The sequence below is a fragment of the Georhizobium profundi genome, assembly GCF_003952725.1.
In the GTDB taxonomy this organism is placed as follows: Bacteria; Pseudomonadota; Alphaproteobacteria; order Rhizobiales; family Rhizobiaceae; genus Georhizobium; species Georhizobium profundi.
The window spans coordinates 4299095-4318353 of record NZ_CP032509.1 but is presented as its reverse complement, the minus strand read 5'-3'; the positions used below and the strand labels follow the sequence as shown (position 1 = coordinate 4318353).

Genomic DNA, 19259 nt, shown 5'->3' with positions numbered 1-19259 from the left:
ACGCGGAATTGAATGAGACAATGGAACATACGAAGTTCGAAAAAATCGCGCTGATCGGCATCGGCCTGATCGGCTCCTCGCTCGCACGCGTGATCCGCCGCAATGACCTTGCCGATCATATCGTGGTCGCGACGCGCTCGGCCGAAACGCTGAGCGACGCACAGGCTCTCGGTCTTGGCGACAGCTACACGACCTCGAATGCCGAAGCGGTCGCCGACGCCGATCTCGTCATCGTCTCCGTCCCGGTCGGCTCGTCTGCCGCAGTCGCCGAAGACATCGCGGCCCATCTGAAACCGGGCGCAATCGTCACCGATGTCGGCTCGACCAAGGCGTCGGTCATCGAGCAGATGCGCCCGCATATGCCGGTGGGCGTTCACTTCATCCCCGGCCATCCGATCGCCGGCACCGAACGCTCCGGTCCCTCGGCCGGCTTTGCGGAGCTGTTCGAAGGCCGCTGGTGCATCCTGACGCCGCTCGAAGGCACCGATCCGGACGCGCTCGAGCGGCTCACGCGCTTCTGGCAGGCTTGTGGCTCCACCGTCGAAGCCATGGATCCAGCCCATCACGACATGGTGCTCGCCATAGTGTCCCACCTGCCGCACATCATCGCCTACAACATCGTCGGCACGGCCGATGATCTGGAGGCGGTGACGAAGTCCGAGGTCATCAAGTATTCCGCGTCTGGTTTCCGCGACTTCACGCGTCTTGCTGCGTCCGATCCAACCATGTGGCGCGACGTCTGCCTGCACAATCGCGATGCGATCCTGGAAATGCTGTCGCGCTTTTCTGAGGATCTTGCATCGCTGCAGCGGGCGATCCGGTGGGGCGATGGCGACAAGCTGTTCGATCTGTTCAGCCGCACGCGTGCCGTGCGCCGATCGATCGTCGAGGCTGGCCAGGACGTGGATGCCGTGGATTTCGGACGCCAGGCGACCCGTCTGCCGGGCGAATAGCGTTTCCAAAAACAGCGGAATTTCGAAAGGGTCAGATGGGCGGGATGCGGCCGATCGAAATAATGCCGAGGGCCACCCGCCCGTCGCTCACCTGAAGCGTGACGCTGACGGTGTCGCCGCCGCCGCCGAAGGCACGCAGGAAGCCCGTTGCGGTTTCGATCGTGCCTTCGGCACCCGGCATCTGAGCGGCGATCAGCGCCTGCCAGTCCGACAGCCGCTCGATCCTCAGATCGAACGCGCCGCTGATCAGCCCATTCTCTGCGATCTCGAAAGGACCGTTGAGCACCGCGCGCCCGCCGCCGTCGATGGCCGCTGTCGCGTTGGTCAACCGACCGGATGTGCCACGCAGTTCTTCGCTTGCCAATCGCCGGCCGGCGAGGAAGTCCGCCCCGTTGCTGAAGATCGCTTCGGCGACGACGTCGAAGGAGGGCAGGTTCGCAGGCGCGACAAGCCCGCCGAGACGCGCGCCTTCCAGCATGAATGCCAATTCGAGATCTTCGCCATTTCGCCGCGTATGAAGCTGCAGCGTGTTGGCGGTCGCATCGATTGCACCACCCTCGATCTGCGCGACCACGGCGTTACCCTGCAGGGATGCGCGTGACAGGCCGGAGGTTCCAAAGACGGTGCTCGATTGCAGCGCCTGCCAGTCGAGCGCAAGACTCGCACCGTTGGCGAGAACGGCGCGCACGGGCGCCTCGAGTTCGGACACCACGTGATTTGGCCGGTAGATCTGAGCAGCGGAGCGGAATGCGGCCGTCGTCACGCTGAGGTCGCCATTGCTCGGATCGGAAGCGCTGATGCCGTCGCAGAAGACGCCGAGCCGGAACGGATAACCGCGCACGTCGAGATTGTCGCATTCCAGCGAAACGCCATCATCGGAAAGGCTGGCGATAAGGCCTTCGACGCGTGCTGCGAGCTGACCTGCGAGATAGTACCAGCCGGCCGAATAGATGCCGACGCCGACGACTGCGAACATCGCGAGCAGAACGATCTTCGTGGACGGACGCATCCCGCGCTTGGCGCTTGACCTCTCCACACCTATCTCCAATTCTCGCGTTTTTTCAAAAGGAAGCCTTCGGCGGCGATATGGACGAATTTTGGGTGTTTGGCTACGGCTCGCTGATGTGGAGGCCGGGCTTCGACTTTATCGACGCAAGCCATGCGCGTCTCTTCGGTTACCATCGCGCACTCTGCGTGAAATCCCATGTGCATCGGGGAACGCCCGAGCGGCCGGGTCTCGTGCTCGGTCTCGACCGCGGCGGGTCTTGCCGCGGGATCGCCTTTTCCGTTGCCGGAGAGAAGACCGACCAGGTGCTCGATTATCTGCGCTCACGCGAACTCGTGACCCACGTCTACAAGGAGCGCCGTGTGCCGATCGAACTGCGCTCCGGCCGGCGCGTTCATGCGGTCGCCTATGTGGTCGACCGCGCCCATGTGCAATATGCGGGTGATCTGTCGTCCGGCGAGGCGGCGTCGATCGTCCGTGGCGCCGTTGGCCAGTCCGGGCCCAACGAGGATTACGTGATCAACACCGTGAACCATCTGCGGCAAATGCAGATTTCCGATCACTGGCTCGAGCAGGTAGCCCGTCAGATCGCCGATCCGGAAGGCGGCATGGGCGGCAGCGACGATGGCGCAGGCGCTCCGGACGTTAGCTCCAGATAACGCTTGGCTGCGGTGGGCGGCAGCGGCAGATGCGGGTTCGCCTCGATCGTCTCCACGAGCAGCCGGTCGCTTTCCGTCTCCATCACGTCGATAAGCTTTTGCAGAAACACGTCGGGATCGAGCCCGGGTGGGATCGGCGGCAGGATGCGCACCTTGAAATGGCCTGAAAAGCGCAGAAACTTGCGGCGCGGCCAGAAAAGGCCCGGGTGCATGACAACTGGCACGACCGGAACGCCGACGCTGCCGTAGAGGCGCGCAATGCCGTATTTGTAGTCGGGCTCGGCGCCGGGCGGCCGGCGTGTGCCCTCGGGGTAAATGATCAGCTGCCGGCCCTTGGCCATCTCCTCGCGCGTCCGGTCGAGAACGGCCGCCATGACCTTGCCGCGCGCGCCGCGATTGACCGGTATCATCCGCATCTTGCCGACATACCAGCCGAAGAGCGGGATCCACATCAGCTCGCGCTTCAGGATGTAGACGGCATCACGCACCCAGGGCAGCAGCGCATAGGCATCCCAGAACGACTGGTGCTTCGGCGCGAGAATGTAGCCGCCGTCCGGGATGTTCTCCAGACCCTCGATGGTGAAGCGCGTGCCGACGATCTTTTCCAAGAGCCAGTGGTTGGACCGCACCCAGTTCTTCGGCACCGACCAGGCGTTCTTGTGCGACGCCAGGAAATAATAGGGCGACAGCACGATCATGCGCAGGATGAGATTGAGATAGAAGGCGGTGTTGAAGAGGACGGAGCGCAGGACAATCATGCCGGGCGAGGGTCTTTCTCACGAGAGCAGTCGACGAGGTTCATGGCCATCTACACCATGAGGTCGCCTGCGCCTACCAAAGATGCGCAGTGTCAGTGAGCCGCTGCACCGGCGCTGACGATGCCGTCCTTCGAGAGATCGGCGCCCGCCTGGTCGGTACGAAGGCCGGTCGCTGTCTTGGTGCCGGCCGTGGCGCGTACCCATGCCCACGCATATTTGGCGTATTCGCTGATCATCACCCGCATCACTTCGGGCTTAAAGAGCCAGTCCTCGCCGCGCAGATCGGCGAGCGTCACGGGATAGACGTCGAAGGCAGTCTTGGGGTCGGCACGCCGCAGCTCCAGAAGGCTGCGCGGCACATGGTAGTTGCTGGTCACGATGAGAACGCGGGAAAAGCCGTGTTCCGCAATCCAGCGAGCGGTCTCGTTGGCGTTGCCGATCGTGTCGATCGCGTCGTAGCCGATGTCGACGCAGCAATCGAAAAGCTCGTCCGATCCTGCCGTCATGTTCTTCAGCGTCGCACCGCTCGTTCGCGGATTGACGCCGGAGATCAACATGCGCTTGCCGACGCCACCGTTGAAAAGCGACACGCCGTGATCGATGCGCTGGGATCCGCCGGTCAGAACCACGATCGCGTCGGTCGAATCGATCTGCTCGGGCGGCCGGAGGGACGCGACCTGTTCCGCGAACTGCAGAAAGCCGCCGATGGAGAGCACCGCAACGGCAAAAAGGACGAAAAGCACGAGCGATACCGACCGCCGTGCCCATCTGTCCGCCTTGCCCCTTGCGCGAACCGGTGTCTCCTGAGGGTGGTCCCTGGGTGGCGCCGTATCGTGTGCGGGAGGCGTCGTCCCATTCGTCGACACTTCCACCATGATCAAAGAATTATCCGCAGATTGGGGCAAGGGCTAGACGCGAAAGCGAAGTTTGACACCGATCGTGTCGGAAACCGCACAAGACGCCTATTCCATCCTCGATGGATCGGAGCGCACGACATCGATTTCGCGGATCGTTCGGATGACGGTGAGCCGCGTAGTCAGCGCCGTCAAAAGGCCGATGACGGCGATGATCGCCAAAATCCCAAGATAGCCACGCAAGCCGATTTTGAATGCGCCGAAGAGCGCCATGGCCTGATCGCTTTCCGGTGTGGCAGCGGCAAATCCGGTCCACACATTGGCCGCGGCGAAGGTGAGCGCAGCCGCGATGCCGCCGGCAACGGCTCCTTTGATCCCGATCAGGAGAAAATGATTCTGGAATTGCCGGGCGACGAAAGGAGCTTCGGCTCCGACGAAATGCAGCACCTCGACGATGTGCCGGTTGCCTGTCAGCGCACCGCGCGTGGCAAAGATCACCGTCAGCACCGTCGCGGTGAAGACGAGGCTGAGCACGAAGATGCCGATGATCACGGTGGTGCGCGCCATGGCGACGAGCCTGTCGACCCAGGTGCGATGATCATCGAGAAACGCTTCCGGCACCGTTTCGGCAAGCCGCGCGCGCATGGCGGTGAAGTCCGGCGGGTTGTTCTCGTCGATCGTCACGATGACGAGGCGCGGCACAGGCAGTTCATCGAGATCTGCATTCTGCCCGAGCCAAGGCTCCAGCAGCCGTGCCGTTTCCGTGTCGCCCACGATCGATGCGGAGCTGGCGCCGGCGATCGAAAGCGCGGTGTCGCGCGCACGTTCGAGCGCGGCCTGCATGTCCAGGCCATCTTCCGGCTTGATCTGGATGGTGATCTCACGCGAAATCTGGCTTTGCCAGCTGGACGCGGAATCCGACACCATGGAGACCGCGCCGAGCGTCAGGCAGGCGAGAAACGCCATGATCGCGATCACGACGGAAAGCGCGTTGGCCGAAACATTGGCCGGCGGCACGATCGGTGCCATAGGGCGCACCTGAAGCTGCGGCTTCGGCGGCTGCTTCTCCCGCTCAGGGTCCGGCCTGGCTGGGCGGGCCGGCGCTGGTTTGCGCGTGCGCTCAGTCATAGATGTCGAGCCGCCCTTCCGACAGGATCATGCGGCGTGCGTCCACCTGCTCCATCAGCGACAGGTCGTGGGTTGCGATGACGACGGCCGTGCCGAGCCGGTTGAGTTCCATGAAGAGGCGCAGCAGCCGCAAGGCCATCGGAGGGTCGACGTTGCCCGTCGGCTCGTCGGCGAGCAGAAGCTGCGGCTGGTCGATGATGGCGCGCGCGATTGCCACGCGCTGCTTCTCGCCGCCCGACAGCACCGCCGGAAGAACATTGATCCTATCGCCAAGGCCGACCCAATTCAGAAGCTCCAGCACATCGCGCCGATAGCTGGATTCCTCCTTGCCGCGCACTCTGAGCGGCAAAGCGACATTCTCGAAGGTCGTCAGATGATCGAGCAGGCGGAAGTCCTGGAAGACGATTCCGATTCGCCGCCGCAGAAGCGGCAGTTCGTCGCGTGGGATTGTCGCGATGTCCCGATTGAAGACGTTGATCAGCCCGCGCGTCGGCTGCAGGGACATGAACAACAGGCGCAACAACGTCGTCTTGCCGGCGCCCGAAGGCCCCGTCAGGAACTGGAACGACCGCTTCGGAATGTCGAAGGTCAGGTCGCGCAGGATTTCCGGACCCATGCCGTAGCGAAGTCCGACATTTTCAAATCGAATCAATGCCTGCTATCCTCAATCACGCCGATTCAGGTGATGATTGCGTGTGCGGAGGGTTATCGCGATATGCGCTTCGCTGCAATTCGCATGACGTTGGCTCGGATGTTAGGCAAAAGTTAACCAGTCTGCTTCACGATTTGCCAACTGTTTTCCCCGATAGCCGCGGCCCTGGGCACTGATGCCCGGACATCGCGGCAGGGCGACCATGTCCGGTCCTTAGGGAGTGTCCGATGTTTGGACGGCAAACGGCTAAGAGCAAGGCAACATCTTCGATGTCGATCGATGTGATCCCGCCTCAGAATTTTACCCGACAGGCGCCTCGCGGTGTCCTGATCGGCGATTCGCGCGTGGTTGACGCGGAATTCATCGACATTGATTCGGTTGCCGACACGACCGTCCGCTTCCGAGAAGTCGCCCGTGCCACCGCAGCGTCGCCGAGCGTTGACTTGTCGGCTGCCCCGAAGCGGCGCGGACGCAGCGATGCCGCCTTCTGGGCCGCGCTCATTCTGCTGTCTGCCGCCACCTTCTGGATATCCGGTGGTCATGCACTGGCGAAGCTCACCGGCTATGGCCCGCAGATTCAGGTGACGGACGTCAATTCCCATATTGTGGCCACGCGCCTCGGCGATGTCCTCTTCATCACCGGCCGCGTCGAAAACGGTGGGGATCGCGCTGTCAGCTTGCCGCAGGTGCATGTGAATGTCGGTGACAGCTTTGCGCTGGCCGATGTGATCGCGGGCACGGAACGGCTGGCCGCCGGTGGATCGGTCCGTTTCGAGGCGCGCATCCCGCGCGCCGATCTCGTCGATGTGCCGCCGTCCGTCCAGCTGTTGAAGCGCTGATCATCGACTGCGGCGATGCATTTCCGCATCACGCTTGAAACAAGCCTCGTTCTTCATGGGTGTCGCGTCGAGCCGATCGTTTCGCTCGGCGCGCAACTGCGCTAAAGCGGCGGCTTGAAAGCCACTGCCGCAGGAAAGATCGAGACATGCCCGTCGTGCGCGGAAAGACCATCGACCCCTTGTTTTCCGCCGAAGCGATCGCGGAGCGCAACCATGCGATCGCCGCCGAAATCGCTGCCACGCCGCGCAATGATCTGCTGGTCGTTGCAATCCTCAAGGGTTCTTTCATCTTCGCGGCCGATCTGATCCGCGCCATGCACGATGTTGGCCTGGCGCCGGAGGTGGAATTCATCACGCTCTCCAGCTACGGCAAGGGCACCACCAGCCAAGGCGTAAAGATCATCAAGGACATCGATAGCCTCGTCAAAGACCGCGATGTTCTCCTCATCGACGACATCCTGGAATCGGGCCGCACGCTGCGCTTTGCCCGTGATCTCATGTATGAGCGCGGTGCGTCCAATGTCTCGATCGCGGTGCTGCTCGACAAGCGCTCCAAGCGAGAGGGCCAGCTTGAGGCCGATCATGTCGGTTTCGAATGCCCCGATTATTTCGTCGTCGGCTATGGGATGGATGTCGCCTATGCCTTCCGCGAACTGCCTTTCGTGGGCGTGGTGAAGGGCGACGCTTGAGCCTGACGGCCTTTCCGTTGCCTTAGGCGGAAATCTTATCGCGTTTTCAACGTCTCGGTGTAGAACCAGTCGAACGCTCTGCCGGAAAGCCTGTCATCATCGACAGGCGCGACAGGGTCGAATGTCGATCTGCAACACGTAGGCTGGGAAAACCTCTTGGACAGCAACGAGAATTCCGAACAGGCCTCGTTCCAGAACGTCGTTCTCGAACGCGATCAGCTGGCAGCGATGTTCGAGCAGGCGCCGACTTTAATGGCGCTTCTGAGCGGCCCGGAGCACCGGTTCGAACTTGCCAATCCCAGCTACAGAAAAATCGTCGGCGGTCGTGACGTGCTGGGCAAGACGGTTGCCGAAGCGCTTCCCGATGCCGTGGAGCAAGGCTTCCTCAAATTGCTCGACGAGGTCTACCAGAGCGGCAGGCCGTTTCGCGCCGATGGGATCAAATATGCCGTGCAGCCCGTGCCGGGCGGGCCGATCAACGAGTGCTACGTCGATTTCGTCTACCAACCCTTGCGCGGCAGGGATGGGCAGATCACAGGCATCTTCGTCGAGGGCGCCGACGTCACCGATCGGACGATCGGCACTGAGCTGCTGCGCGAGAGCGAAGCCCGCTACCGCATGCTGTTCGACGCCATCGACCAGGGCTTCTGCATCATCGAATTTCTGGATGGTCCGCACGGCCCGGCCAGCGATTACGTTCACATCGAAGCGAATGAAGCCTATGCCCGCCATGCCGGCATTCCGAACGTCGTCGGCCAGAAGCTGCGGGAGATGGTTCCCGCCGAGGCCGATGACTGGGTTGCGCGCTATGGCGAAGTGCTGCGCACTGGACAGCAGATCCGCTTCGAACAGATGTTGATCGCGACCGGCCGGCATCTGGAGCTTGCCGCGGTTCGGGTCGAGCCGCCGAGCCGCCGCCAGGTGGCCGTGCTGTTTCAGGACGTTACGGCCCGCAAACAGGCTGAAAAGGCGCTTCGCGACAGCGAGGAACAGTTCCGCGTCTTTGCCCAGACGGTGCCGAACCATGTCTGGGCGGCCCGACCCGACGGCCTGCTCTACTGGTTCAACAACCGCGTCTCCGAATATGCGGGCGCTTCCAGCACAGACCTGGAAGGTGTCGAGTGGACGAAGATCGTTCACCCCGACGATCTCAAGAAAGCTGCTGCCGCCTGGGAGCGTGCTTTGACGACAGGAGCCGTCTACGAGACGGAATTTCGCATTCGCCGCCACGACGGCGTGTATCGCTGGTTCCTGGTCCGCGCCGAGCCTGTGAGGGACGAGGACGGCACGATCGTCAACTGGATCGGCACCAACACCGATATCGAGCACAGCCGCGCCCAGGCCGCCGAACTGGCCAATCTAAACGCGACTCTGGAGCAGCAGGTCCAGCAACGCACCGGGGAACTGATGGCGGCGGAAGAGGCGCTGCGCCAGTCCCAGAAGATGGAAGCGGTTGGCCAGCTGACCGGTGGGATCGCGCACGATTTCAACAATCTACTCGCGGGCATCACGGGCAGCCTGGAGCTGGCCGAACGGCGCATCGCGCAGGGTCGCGTCGACGAGGCTGGCCGCTATCTCGGCGCGGCGCAGGGCGCGGCAAAGCGGGCGACTGCGCTGACTCATCGTCTCCTGGCATTCTCCCGCCGCCAAACGCTCGATCCGAAGGCGACCGACGTCAACCGTCTGGTCGTCGGCATGGACGACATGATTCGCCGCACCATGGGACCGCAGATCGCCGTGGAAGTGGTGGCAGCCGCTGGCCTCTGGGCCACGCTCGTGGATCCGAACCAGCTCGAAAACGCGCTTCTCAATCTCTGCATCAATGCGCGTGACGCGATGCCGGATGGCGGCAAGCTGACGATCGAGACCGCCAATCGCTGGATGGACGAGCGCGCCGCTCGGGAACGGGAGATCCCGCCGGGTCAGTACATTTCCATGTGCGTGTCGGACAACGGCGCCGGCATGCCGCCGGAGGTCGTCGCCAAGGCATTCGATCCATTCTTCACGACCAAACCCATCGGCCAGGGCACCGGGCTCGGCCTGTCGATGATCTACGGCTTCACCCGCCAGTCGGGCGGACAGACGCGGATCTATTCGGAAGTCGGGCAGGGCACGATGGTGTGCCTCTATTTGCCGCGCCATCTGGGCGAGGTCTTCGAACAGGGCATCCAGGCAGAGGAAAGTGCGCCCTCGCTCGAAGCGGCCGGACAGACGGTGCTTGTCGTTGATGACGAACCCCTGATCCGGCTTCTGGTCGTCGAGGTGCTGGAGGAGCTGGGCTTCACGGCGATCGAGGCGGGCGATGGTCCTTCGGGCCTCAAGATTTTGCAGTCCGATGCGAGGCTTGATCTCCTCATTACGGATGTCGGCCTTCCCGGAGGCATGAACGGCCGGCAGATGGCCGATGCAGCACGCGAAACGCGACCCGATCTGAAGGTATTGTTCATTACCGGCTACGCCGAGAATGCGGTCGTTGGCCATGGCCATTTGGAACATGGCATGCACGTGATGACCAAGCCATTCGCGCTCGAGCAGCTGACGGAACGCATCAAGGCCCTTATCGAGCCGAGCTGAAACGCCGCTTCATTTCGGCACTCAACCAGGTTTCCGGCGTGCTCTCTTTACGCAAAGCAAACCAATCAATGGTTTGTTGGCTTAAGGGCTGGACAGAGAAACCCGCGGCGACCGATTGCGGTGCGCTGACGAAAGCGGAGACGGCAATGGCGAAAATTCTGATCGCGGAAGACGAGACGGCGCTCCGCTCGTTCGTAGCACGAGCCCTGAAGCTCGACGGTCACCAGGTCGAGGAAGTCGGTGACGGCGCCGAAGGCATCGACAGGCTGGGTGGTGGCGAGCGCTACGATCTGCTTCTGTCGGATATCCGCATGCCGGCGATGGATGGCATCGAGCTGGCGCACCAGGCGTCCGCCATGCACCCGACCATGAAGATCCTGCTCATGACCGGCTATGCCGAGCAGCGCGAACGTGCGGACAACCTCGCCGCCATCATCGTGGATGTCGTTTCCAAGCCCTTCAGCCTGCCGGAAATTCGCGCCGCCGTAAGCCGCGCGCTCGCCGCCTGAGACCCGATGCGCGAGGCGGCGTCGCCTCAGCGCATCTCCAGCAGCCGTTCCAAATATTGCCGTTCCAGCTGCGGGCTCAGCGCGTTGCCGAGCCTGTTGCGGATCGCTTCCAGGATTTCCCGGGCCCGCTGGATGTCGATCTCGTCAGGAACGCGCACCGTGTCGCCGAAATCCGGCCCTTCGGTAGAGCGCGGCCGCCCAAGCGGATCGGTATCCGACCGGCGCATCTGGTTCTGGCCCTGGCCTTCGCCCTGACCCTCGCCCTGGCCCATCTGCTGCATCATCTGGTTCATCATGTCCTGAGCGCCCTGGCGCAGCGCTTCAAGCGCGCGGCCCTGTTCGCCGACGGCCTGCTCGCCACGCCCGTCACCGAGCGAGCGTGAGGCATCGCCCATGGCTTCTCCGGCCTGGCCGAACCCTTCGCTCGGCTCCATCCCCATGCCCTCCAGGCTCTCCTGCAACTCACCCAGCTGTTCCTGGAGCGCCTCCTGCTGCGCGCGCAATTGGCGCAGCGCCTCCTGCAACTGCTCGGGCGTCATCTCCGAAAGCCCGTTCTCGCCCTGCTGACCCTCCTGTGGCGCCTGATTGCCCTGCTGCTGATCCTGCTGGCCGGGATTGAACGGATCGAGGCTCTGCTGCATGCGCTCGGCGAGCTCCTGATCGAGCCGGAAGGTCTCGTTCATCAGCTCCTGCTGCTCGCGCATCAGTTCGCCGAGCTGGTCCATCTGGCGGCGCATCTCGCCATTGCCCTGCTGCTGTTGCTGCTGGCGGCCGGCCTGAAGGTTGTTCATCATGCGCTGCAGTTCGGACAGCATTTGCTGCGCTTCTTCCGTCGCGCCTTGCCGAGCGAGATTCTCGATCTGGTCGAGCATCGCGTTCAGGTCTTCCTGGCGAAGCAGGTTCTGCATCGCGTTTTCGGGAAGCTGCATGGCCTGGTCGGAATTCTGCAGTTCCTGAGCGAGCGCTTGCAGGTACTCCTGCATCGCCTCGCGCAGCTCGTCCATCAGCGCTTGGATTTCCTCGTCTGTCGCACCGTTCTCCAGTGCCTCGGCAAGCTCGCGCTGGGCGTCCCGCAGGCGTCTCTCGGCAAGCGACAGGTCGCCGTCCTCGATGCCCAGCGCCACTTCCCAGAGATAATCGGCGGAATCGCGCAGCATGTCGTCGTTGTAAGCCTGCTCGATGCGCGAGCGCGCCGATTGCAGAAGCAGGAAATGGGAGAGGTTCGGGATGGTCTCTTCCGGCGCGATCATCAGCGCATCGCTCAGCGTCAGCACCTCGGCGACGGCGTTGGCATCGAGCGCGAGGATCTGTCGCTGTTCGACCAGTGCGCGGGCGAGAGGCTCGGAGAAGCTGCGTTCCGGCAACCGCATGCGGTGCGGCTCCGATCGGCCTTCCTGGCCGCTGGCGTCGATGGCGACGAGCGTCACGTCGACGAGCGTGCCCGACCATGGATGCTGCGTGACATCGTGACTTGCGCGTCCCCGCTGCTCCAGCCCCTGGCGACGCGACAGGTTCAAGCGGTACTCGGGTGCCTCGTAGAGCGGACGCGCGCCTTCCGCGGGATCGACCGGTGCGATATCGGTGAAAGCGCGGACGATCCCGTAATCGTCGGAAGCGGTGAAGGCGATTTCCAGCGCACCGTTGACGGCACGGCGGGGATCTTCGGCGAAAGTGATTTCCGGTGCCTGGTCCGGCTCGACCGCGAGCCGCCACGCGCGGTCGCCGTCTCGCGCACCGGAAACGACCAGCGTTCCGCTGCGCATCGCATCCATGCGGTAGCCGCGCGCATCGCCACTCGATGCGGCTGCAGGCCTCTGCACCGCGGACGAGGGCGCGTCGTTTGCCTCGGTCGGTGCCAGCATCACCGCGCTTTCGGCCTGTTCCGCTGCGAAGCTGACGATCTCCCCGCCGGCGCCGCCGCTGATCCGGACAACCACTTCGCTGCGCTCCGGCAGGGTGATGACCGCACCTTCGCCCAGCTGCGCCGTGCTGAGGAAAATCGGCGGACGGCCCGTATAGGCCGGCGGCGTGATCCACGCGTCGATGCGCGTCGGGGGCGCATTGCTGACCGCATGGGAAACGAACGCATCCGACAGCGTGCCGGCGCGGTTGGAAGAAGAAAACGCAAATGCCGTGAAGAGGAGAAGCACGACCAGCGCCCGCATTCCGTAGGGATCGCGGCGCGGCGTGTCGGGATTGGGCAGACCGACCGAAAGCTTGTCGAGCCTTGCGCTCATGCGCCGCTGGTGTTCTTCCCAAAGCGCGCGGGCAAGCGGGTTGTCGCGCTCGAGCGTGTCGCTTTGAACGCGCACCGCCTGGTGCGCGATCGCATTGCGTTCCTCAAGCCGGGCGTCGGCCTCGCCCGTCGATGGAAGTCGAAAACGGGTGAGCAGGTAGAGCGACGCGAGCGCGGCCAGCCCCAGGACGACGAGCGTCGCGATGCGGACCAGGTCGGGCACGGCGCGAAAATAGCCGAACCAGGACAGCGCAACGTAGATCGCGGCGATCCCGGCAAGCGGAAGGACTGCGATCCAGAGGCGCTCGAGCGCGATGACGAGCTTCGTCGTGGCCCGCTTGCGCGAAAGCTTGGCGGCCAATGCCGCCGCCGTTTCGGCCAAGGTAGAAATCGCCATGCACCGCTGCTCCAGGTTCAAGACGAGGATAGCGGAAAATGTGGCTTTGGCGAGGGCACCCACCGGATTGTGATGGGTGCAGATTCTCAGGCGGCTTTGACGATGGCCGCGCTCTTCACCCGGTTGCGACCGGTACTCTTCGCCAAATAGAGCGCCTTGTCTGCAGCATCGAACAGATCACCGAATTCGGTCATCGATTCCTCCACGCATGACGCACCGGCGCTGACGGTCACTTTGATCTGGATCCCTCCCAGCAGGAAAACTGCCTCCTCGATGGCGATCCGTACCCGTTCGGCGGTCGATAGCGCTGCTTCAAGCGAGGCGTGCGGCATGAGAATGGCGATTTCCTCACCGCCGAAGCGGCAGACGGTGTCGTGAACACGCACATGCTTTCCGATGATATCGCTGACTTCGGCCAGCACCTTGTCGCCCGCTGCATGACCCCAGATATCGTTGACCTTCTTGAAGTGGTCGATATCGATCATGACGAGCGCAAGTTGCTTGCCTTCGCTTCTGGCAACGTGGAAGGCGCGCGTGGAGAGATCGTCGAAGCCACGGCGGTTTTGCAGTCCGGTCAGTGCATCGGTGCGCAGATCCCGACGCGCTCGCACCGTGGCCTCATGACGCTGCAGCTCGCCGGCAAGAAGGTGACCAAAAGCCAACACGCCGCCAAAAGTCGCCGCTGCGAGCGGCAGACCCGCATTCAGAAAAACGGTGAGCGCGAGATTCGAGGGCATCAGCAGAATGGCTATCGGCATCAGTGATGCCACAAAGGCAATTTCCGTCAAGCGCCGCATGCTAGGCACGGTTGTCGTCAGACCGCGCCATTCAGCGACCGCGATCGTCGAGACCACGACCCAAACAATTCCGCAGAGCCCCGCGGTAGCTCCAATGCCACCCGTCTCGAACCGATGAAAGGCGGCGATCGATGCTGTAATCACGGCCCCTGGCCAACCCGCAAACACAGCAGAAAGGGCAACAAAGACTGCTCGACCGTCGATGACGACGCCTTCCGTCAGCATGATGGGGCTCGACATCGCCAGATGGACGCCTGCCCCAAACAGAAGCCCGAGAACGAGTTTCCGGGCCATCCCGGCGCGTGTGCGTCTCAGCACCGAGCCGTATGCCAGCACCACCAGGGCGACCAATCCGGCATTGTGGAAAAACGCGAGCGCAATGATGCCGAAATCGACTTGAAGCAAAGAAGAACCCCTTAATAATTAGGGGGTTATCGCTTGAAAAACCTTAAATTTGGTCTAATCAGCTTCGATTTCGTTGACCCAGTCCGGCACGCTGTCCAGGCCAAGAAGATCATCGAAGCTTGGGCGCGGGCGCACGACATGGAACCGGTCGCCCTTGACGAGCACCTCCGGCACGAGCAGGCGGGAATTGTAGGTGCCCGATTGCACCGCGCCATAGGCGCCTGCAGAGCCAATGGCGATGAGGTCGCCGGCTCGAAGAACCGGAATGGTCCGGTCGCGGGCCATGAAGTCGCCGCTCTCGCACACAGGCCCCACGATATCCGCCTTGATGCGCGGCGCGCCGGCAGGCGTTTCCTTCACCGTCCGGATTTCGTGCCATGCTTCATAGAGCGTCGGACGGATCAGGTCGTTCATGGCGACGTCGGCGATCACGAAGATCTTGCTGCCGGTTTCCTTCACGTAGAGCACTTCGGAAACGAGAATGCCGGCATTGCCGGCGATCATGCGGCCGGGCTCGAAGATCACCTGGCAACCGAGATCGCGCACATGCGCCTTGACCGTTTCGGCATAGTCGCGCGGCTCCGGCGGCGGCTGGTTGTCGTCGCGGTAGGGAATGCCGAGGCCACCGCCGAGATCGACATGGTGGATGGTATGCCCGTCGGCGCGCAGTGTTTCGACCAGTTCGCGCAGCAGCCGGAAGGCGTCGTCATAGGGCTGCAGATCGGTGATCTGGCTGCCGATATGCATGTCGATGCCGGTCACGCGGATGCCGGGCAGCGTGGCGGCATGGGCATAGACCCGGCGCGCATCCTGCCAGGAGATGCCGAACTTGTCGTCCTTCTTGCCAGTCGAGATCTTGGCATGGGTGCGTGCATCGACATCCGGGTTGATGCGGAAGGAGACCGGTGCAGTCGTTCCGGCAGCGAGCGCCCGGCTGTTCACGACCTCCAGTTCGGGCTCGGATTCGATGTTGAAGCAGTGGATGCCGGACGCGAGCGCAAAGTCGATCTCGCGCTTGGTCTTGCCGACGCCCGAAAACATGATCTTGGAAGGCGGGATGCCGGCTGCAAGCGCGCGCCGCAACTCGCCCTCAGAGACCACGTCGACGCCGGAACCGAGCTTGGCGAGCGTCGCCAGAACCGCCTGGTTCGAATTGGCCTTCATCGCATAGCAGACGAGCGCGTCGATGTCTGAAAAGGCGTCTGCGAAGACCTGATAGTGGCGCGTCAGCGTTGCTGTGGAATAACAATAAAAAGGCGTGCCGACGGTCTTGGCGATCTCCGCCACGTCGACGTCTTCGGCGTGGAGCGCGCCGTTCAGGTAACGGAAATGGTTCAAGAGGCTTGGCCTTAATCGAGCAGCGGATCGAGGAAGAAGCGGCGGTTGGGTTCGGCGGGTGGAACGTCAGCCGAGCTGTTGCGCGAGCCGCCGATCACGCCCGACAGGCGATTGGCATCCGTATCGGGCTGCTGAACCTCTGCCTGCGCCTGCGGCGCGCCGGAAAGCGCCGGCCGGTCAAGCGGCGCCTTGCGACCGCAGGCTGTCAGCGCAAGGCCTGCCGCCACCGTGATGATGAGAAGGCGCGCTGTCGCGTTGGCGGTCGTTTTCTGGCCGGTCATCGTCTCTTGTCTCCGGATGATGCCGCGTCTTTTAGCCGATGGCGTGCGTCATGTGCAATGCGAGCAGAACGCACGCCTTTGTGTGTTGGGATGTCGCGTTCCCGAACGATGAACCGGCATCCACTTCAGCTGGCAACGTGCTAGAGCCGTTCCCGCCACCAGGCGATCTGGCTGCGCACCTGATCGGGCGCCGTTCCGCCAAACGATTTGCGGCTGGCGACCGAGGCTTCGACCGAGAGCACATTGAAGACATCGTCGGTGATAGACGCATGAATCGCCTGCAGCGCGTCGAGAGGCAGATCCGAAAGCGTGCAGCCCTTCTCGTCCGCAAGCGCGACTGCGCGTCCCGTGACATGGTGTGCTTCGCGGAAGGGCAGGCCGGCTTCGCGCACCAGCCAGTCGGCAAGATCAGTGGCGGTGGAATGGCCCGAGCCGGCAGCCGCCCGCATCGATTGCGCGTTGACCTTGAGGTCGCGGATCATGCCCGTCATGGCGGCGATGCTGAGCTCCAGGCTTTCGGCGGCGTCGAACACCTGCTCCTTGTCTTCCTGCATGTCCTTGGAATAGGCGAGCGGGAGACCCTTCATCACCGTCAGCAGCGCGATCAGCGAGCCATTGATACGGCCGGTCTTTGCCCGCACCAGTTCGGCCGCATCCGGGTTCTTCTTCTGCGGCATGATCGACGAGCCGGTGGAAAAGGCATCCGACAGCGTCACGAAATGGAACTGCGGCGTCGACCAGATGACGATCTCCTCGGCAAGCCGCGACAGATGCGTGGCCGCGATCGAAGCCGTCGCCAGGAACTCCAGCGCGAAGTCACGATCCGACACCGTGTCGATGGAATTGCGGGTCGGCTCGCGGAAATTCAGCGCAGCGGCGGTCTGATGGCGATCGATCGGATAGCCCGTGCCGGCAAGTGCCGCGGCACCGAGCGGCGATTCGTCGAGCCGTTCGATCGCATCGCGGACCCTTGAACGGTCGCGGCCGAACATTTCCACATAGGCCATGAGATGGTGACCGAATGTCACGGGCTGGGCCGATTGGAGATGCGTGAAGCCCGGCATCACGGTTTCGGCGTGCTCACCGGCGCGCTCGAGAAATGCCTCGATCAGGCCGGTCAATGCCGTGTCCGTGCGCTGCAGTTCTTCCTTCACCCACAGCCGGAAATCCAGCGCCACCTGGTCGTTGCGCGACCGGGCTGTGTGCAGGCGGCCCGCTGCAGGACCGATGAGATCGGCGAGCCGCGCCTCGATGTTCATGTGAATATCTTCCAGCCGGCGGGAGAACTGGAACTGCCCCTGCTCGATCTCGCCGAGGATCGTTTTCAGGCCCTGCGCGATCTTGTCGCGATCCTCAGACGAAATAATGCCCTTATCTGAGAGCATCGCCGCATGGGCGAGGGAGCCGGCGATATCCTGACGGTACAGCTTGCGGTCGAAGTCGATGGAAGCATTGATTTCTTCCATGATCGCAGCAGGACCGGACGCGAAACGCCCACCCCACATCTGGTTCGACGATTTGCCTTCGGCAGTGTTGTCCGACATGTTGAGCCCAACGGTCTGATTGAGAGGGATCGCGAGAATGCAGAGCCTGTCCACCGCGAAACTGGCAATCGCCGCCGTCGTTCTTGGTGTCCTGGCTGGTGCCGGGGCGGTATACGTGAAGGGCAGTCCTTCTGGCAATGACCGCACGCCGCCGATGAACGAAGTGGCGGCCGTTTCGCTTCAAGGCACCACCGAGGCGGCAAGCTGCGCGGCAACCGACGACCGGGTTGCGGCGCTGACCCCTGTCGCCACCGGAGCGGTTGCCGCGATGGCTCCGACAGAGACGCCCGTCTCGCTTGCCTCGCTCGGCTTCAACGGCCCCGACGGCGCGCCGATGACGCTCGGCGATTTCGGCGGCAAGACGCTGCTCGTCAATCTCTGGGCCACTTGGTGCGCCCCCTGCCGGGAAGAGATGCCGGATCTCGCCGAGCTGCAGGAGACGATGGGCGACGACACGTTCGAGGTCGTGACGGTCAACATCGACTTGGGCGACGAAGAGAAGCCGCGTGCTTTCCTGCAAGAAATCGGCGTCGACAACCTCGCGCTCTACCGCGATGCGTCCATGGGCATCTTCAACGACCTCAAGGCCCAAGGCCTCGCCTTCGGCCTTCCCGTGACGCTCCTCATCGACGAAAACTCCTGCCTCCTCGCCGCCATGAACGGCCCCGCCGCCTGGGCCAGCGAAGACGCCATCAAGCTGGTGGAGACGGCGAAGGCGATCTAGGCGGGCATTGGGGCCGGCGTCCTACCGCGTCGGAACGGGCACTTCGCCGCGATAATCATAGAATCCGCGGCCGGATTTGCGGCCGAGCCAGCCGGCTTCGACGTATTTTACGAGGAGCGGGCAGGGGCGGTATTTGCTGTCGGCGAGGCCGTCATAGAGGACCTGCATGATCGACAGGCAGGTGTCGAGGCCGATGAAGTCGGCGAGTTGGAGCGGGCCCATCGGGTGGTTGGCGCCCAGTTTCATCGCGGTGTCGATTGCTTCCACGGTGCCGACGCCCTCATAGAGCGTGTAGATCGCCTCGTTGATCATCGGCAGTAGGATGCGGTTGACGATGAAGGCCGGAAAGTCCTCCGCAACCGTGATCGTCTTGTCGAGCGAGGCGACGAATTTGTTGGCGGACTGGAACGTCTCGTCTTCCGTCGCGATGCCGCGCACCAGCTCCACCAGCTTCATCACCGGGACCGGGTTCATGAAGTGAATGCCGATGAAGCGTTCGGGTCTGTCGGTGGCCGAGGCGAGCCGTGTGATGGAGAGTGACGAGGTGTTGGTGGCGAGGATCGCCTCGGGATTGAGAGCAGGGCAGAGCTGCTGGTAGATCTTGCGCTTGACGGTTTCGTCTTCCGTCGCGGCCTCGATGACGAGATCCATCGAGGCCAGATCGTCCATGGTCGGAGCGGCCTTGATTAGCGACAGCGCCTTGCTGCGCTCTTCTTCCGGCAACTTTGCCGAAGAGACCTGGCGCGCGAGGTTGCCGTTGATCGTCGCAAGTCCCGCTTCGATGCGCTCGGTCGTCACATCGTGAAGACGGACGTCATACCCGGCAAGAGCACAGACCTGGGCGATGCCGCAGCCCATCTGTCCCGCGCCCACCACGCCCACGCTACGAATTGTGCTGGTCATTGACCCTCTGTTT

18 protein-coding genes are annotated in these 19259 nt (G+C 63.1%); 7 read left to right on the top strand and 11 right to left on the bottom strand.

All coding sequences use genetic code 11. The features are described 5' to 3' along the window. Positions 1-20: 20 nt before the first annotated feature. Entirely contained in the window at positions 21-953 is a 933-nt protein-coding gene (locus D5400_RS20810; protein ID WP_126012393.1) for a prephenate/arogenate dehydrogenase family protein, read from the top strand. A gap of 31 nt (positions 954-984) precedes the next feature. On the opposite strand, the gene D5400_RS20805 is transcribed toward D5400_RS20810, so the two are convergent. Continuing rightward, complete coding sequence (locus D5400_RS20805; protein ID WP_126012390.1) at positions 985-1989, bottom strand: DUF2125 domain-containing protein; 1005 nt, start codon at positions 1987-1989, stop codon at positions 985-987. A gap of 50 nt (positions 1990-2039) precedes the next feature. Here D5400_RS20805 and D5400_RS20800 point away from each other — a divergent pair, with 50 nt between their 5' ends. Further along, complete coding sequence (locus tag D5400_RS20800) at positions 2040-2618, top strand: gamma-glutamylcyclotransferase (protein ID WP_126012387.1); 579 nt, start codon at positions 2040-2042, stop codon at positions 2616-2618. On the opposite strand, the gene D5400_RS20795 is transcribed toward D5400_RS20800, so the two are convergent. The 4 genes from D5400_RS20795 to ftsE all read right to left on the bottom strand — a co-directional run bounded on the left by D5400_RS20795 (position 2543) and on the right by ftsE (position 6010). Continuing rightward, positions 2543-3376 (bottom strand): lysophospholipid acyltransferase family protein, encoded by an 834-nt coding sequence (locus D5400_RS20795; RefSeq protein ID WP_126012384.1) that lies wholly within the window; start codon positions 3374-3376, stop codon positions 2543-2545. The two genes, D5400_RS20800 and D5400_RS20795, sit on opposite strands and share 76 nt — an antisense overlap. 92 nt (positions 3377-3468) lie before the next feature. Further along, positions 3469-4251: a YdcF family protein gene (locus D5400_RS20790; RefSeq protein WP_126012381.1), complete on the bottom strand. Its 783-nt coding sequence runs from the start codon at positions 4249-4251 to the stop codon at positions 3469-3471. An 87-nt stretch (positions 4252-4338) separates the two neighbouring features. Beyond that, complete coding sequence (locus D5400_RS20785) at positions 4339-5358, bottom strand: cell division protein FtsX (RefSeq protein WP_126012378.1); 1020 nt, start codon at positions 5356-5358, stop codon at positions 4339-4341. Next, on the bottom strand, positions 5351-6010 hold the full coding sequence (ftsE, locus tag D5400_RS20780) for a cell division ATP-binding protein FtsE (protein ID WP_126012375.1): 660 nt from the start codon (positions 6008-6010) through the stop codon (positions 5351-5353). Before ftsE ends, D5400_RS20785 begins: the two co-directional genes overlap by 8 nt. 269 nt (positions 6011-6279) lie before the next feature. On the opposite strand from ftsE, the gene D5400_RS20775 reads away from it, so the two are divergent. The 4 genes from D5400_RS20775 (at position 6280) to D5400_RS20760 (ending at position 10621) form a co-directional block, all read left to right on the top strand. After that, complete coding sequence (locus D5400_RS20775; protein ID WP_126012372.1) at positions 6280-6849, top strand: FxLYD domain-containing protein; 570 nt, start codon at positions 6280-6282, stop codon at positions 6847-6849. A gap of 146 nt (positions 6850-6995) precedes the next feature. Then, complete coding sequence (gene hpt / locus D5400_RS20770; RefSeq protein WP_126012369.1) at positions 6996-7538, top strand: hypoxanthine phosphoribosyltransferase; 543 nt, start codon at positions 6996-6998, stop codon at positions 7536-7538. Positions 7539-7766: 228 nt separating this feature from the next. Further along, positions 7767-10112 carry a PAS domain-containing protein gene (locus D5400_RS20765; protein WP_126013685.1) on the top strand — a complete coding sequence of 782 codons (2346 nt, stop codon included), beginning with the start codon at positions 7767-7769 and terminating at the stop codon, positions 10110-10112. Positions 10113-10258: 146 nt separating this feature from the next. Next, complete coding sequence (locus D5400_RS20760) at positions 10259-10621, top strand: response regulator (RefSeq protein WP_126012366.1); 363 nt, start codon at positions 10259-10261, stop codon at positions 10619-10621. Positions 10622-10647: 26 nt separating this feature from the next. Here the strand turns inward: D5400_RS20760 and D5400_RS20755 are convergent, their stop codons facing one another. From D5400_RS20755 to argH, 5 genes are all read right to left on the bottom strand, one after another. Then, positions 10648-13254 carry a TIGR02302 family protein gene (locus D5400_RS20755; RefSeq protein WP_126012363.1) on the bottom strand — a complete coding sequence of 869 codons (2607 nt, stop codon included), beginning with the start codon at positions 13252-13254 and terminating at the stop codon, positions 10648-10650. A gap of 86 nt (positions 13255-13340) precedes the next feature. Continuing rightward, positions 13341-14402, bottom strand: a complete 1062-nt coding sequence (locus tag D5400_RS20750) for a GGDEF domain-containing protein (protein ID WP_126012361.1) — start codon at positions 14400-14402, stop codon at positions 13341-13343. Positions 14403-14510: 108 nt separating this feature from the next. Next, positions 14511-15794, bottom strand: a complete 1284-nt coding sequence (gene lysA / locus D5400_RS20745) for a diaminopimelate decarboxylase (protein ID WP_126012358.1) — start codon at positions 15792-15794, stop codon at positions 14511-14513. An 11-nt stretch (positions 15795-15805) separates the two neighbouring features. Next, on the bottom strand, positions 15806-16075 hold the full coding sequence (lptM, locus tag D5400_RS20740) for an LPS translocon maturation chaperone LptM (protein WP_126012355.1): 270 nt from the start codon (positions 16073-16075) through the stop codon (positions 15806-15808). Positions 16076-16215: 140 nt separating this feature from the next. Then, positions 16216-17619, bottom strand: coding sequence for an argininosuccinate lyase (argH, locus tag D5400_RS20735; RefSeq protein WP_126012352.1), 1404 nt, complete (start codon positions 17617-17619; stop codon positions 16216-16218). Between the two features lie 37 nt (positions 17620-17656). Here argH and tlpA point away from each other — a divergent pair, with 37 nt between their 5' ends. Then, positions 17657-18343: a thiol:disulfide interchange protein TlpA gene (gene tlpA / locus D5400_RS20730; RefSeq protein ID WP_126012349.1), complete on the top strand. Its 687-nt coding sequence runs from the start codon at positions 17657-17659 to the stop codon at positions 18341-18343. 21 nt (positions 18344-18364) lie between these two features. Here tlpA and D5400_RS20725 read toward each other — a convergent pair whose 3' ends face one another. Next, on the bottom strand, positions 18365-19246 hold the full coding sequence (locus tag D5400_RS20725; protein ID WP_126012346.1) for a 3-hydroxybutyryl-CoA dehydrogenase: 882 nt from the start codon (positions 19244-19246) through the stop codon (positions 18365-18367). Positions 19247-19259: the final 13 nt, after the last annotated feature.

Coding starts and splice junctions, on each gene's coding strand:
- lptM (WP_126012355.1), bottom strand. CDS start 16,075: ATGACCGGCCAGAAAACGACCGCCAACGCGACAGCGCGCCTTCTCATC.
- tlpA (WP_126012349.1), top strand. CDS start 17,657: ATGCAGAGCCTGTCCACCGCGAAACTGGCAATCGCCGCCGTCGTTCTT.
- D5400_RS20810 (WP_126012393.1), top strand. CDS start 21: ATGGAACATACGAAGTTCGAAAAAATCGCGCTGATCGGCATCGGCCTG.
- D5400_RS20790 (WP_126012381.1), bottom strand. CDS start 4,251: ATGGTGGAAGTGTCGACGAATGGGACGACGCCTCCCGCACACGATACG.
- D5400_RS20760 (WP_126012366.1), top strand. CDS start 10,259: ATGGCGAAAATTCTGATCGCGGAAGACGAGACGGCGCTCCGCTCGTTC.
- D5400_RS20725 (WP_126012346.1), bottom strand. CDS start 19,246: ATGACCAGCACAATTCGTAGCGTGGGCGTGGTGGGCGCGGGACAGATG.
- D5400_RS20800 (WP_126012387.1), top strand. CDS start 2,040: ATGGACGAATTTTGGGTGTTTGGCTACGGCTCGCTGATGTGGAGGCCG.
- argH (WP_126012352.1), bottom strand. CDS start 17,619: ATGTCGGACAACACTGCCGAAGGCAAATCGTCGAACCAGATGTGGGGT.
- D5400_RS20775 (WP_126012372.1), top strand. CDS start 6,280: ATGTCGATCGATGTGATCCCGCCTCAGAATTTTACCCGACAGGCGCCT.
- D5400_RS20795 (WP_126012384.1), bottom strand. CDS start 3,376: ATGATTGTCCTGCGCTCCGTCCTCTTCAACACCGCCTTCTATCTCAAT.
- D5400_RS20765 (WP_126013685.1), top strand. CDS start 7,767: ATGTTCGAGCAGGCGCCGACTTTAATGGCGCTTCTGAGCGGCCCGGAG.
- D5400_RS20755 (WP_126012363.1), bottom strand. CDS start 13,254: ATGGCGATTTCTACCTTGGCCGAAACGGCGGCGGCATTGGCCGCCAAG.
- D5400_RS20785 (WP_126012378.1), bottom strand. CDS start 5,358: ATGACTGAGCGCACGCGCAAACCAGCGCCGGCCCGCCCAGCCAGGCCG.
- hpt (WP_126012369.1), top strand. CDS start 6,996: ATGCCCGTCGTGCGCGGAAAGACCATCGACCCCTTGTTTTCCGCCGAA.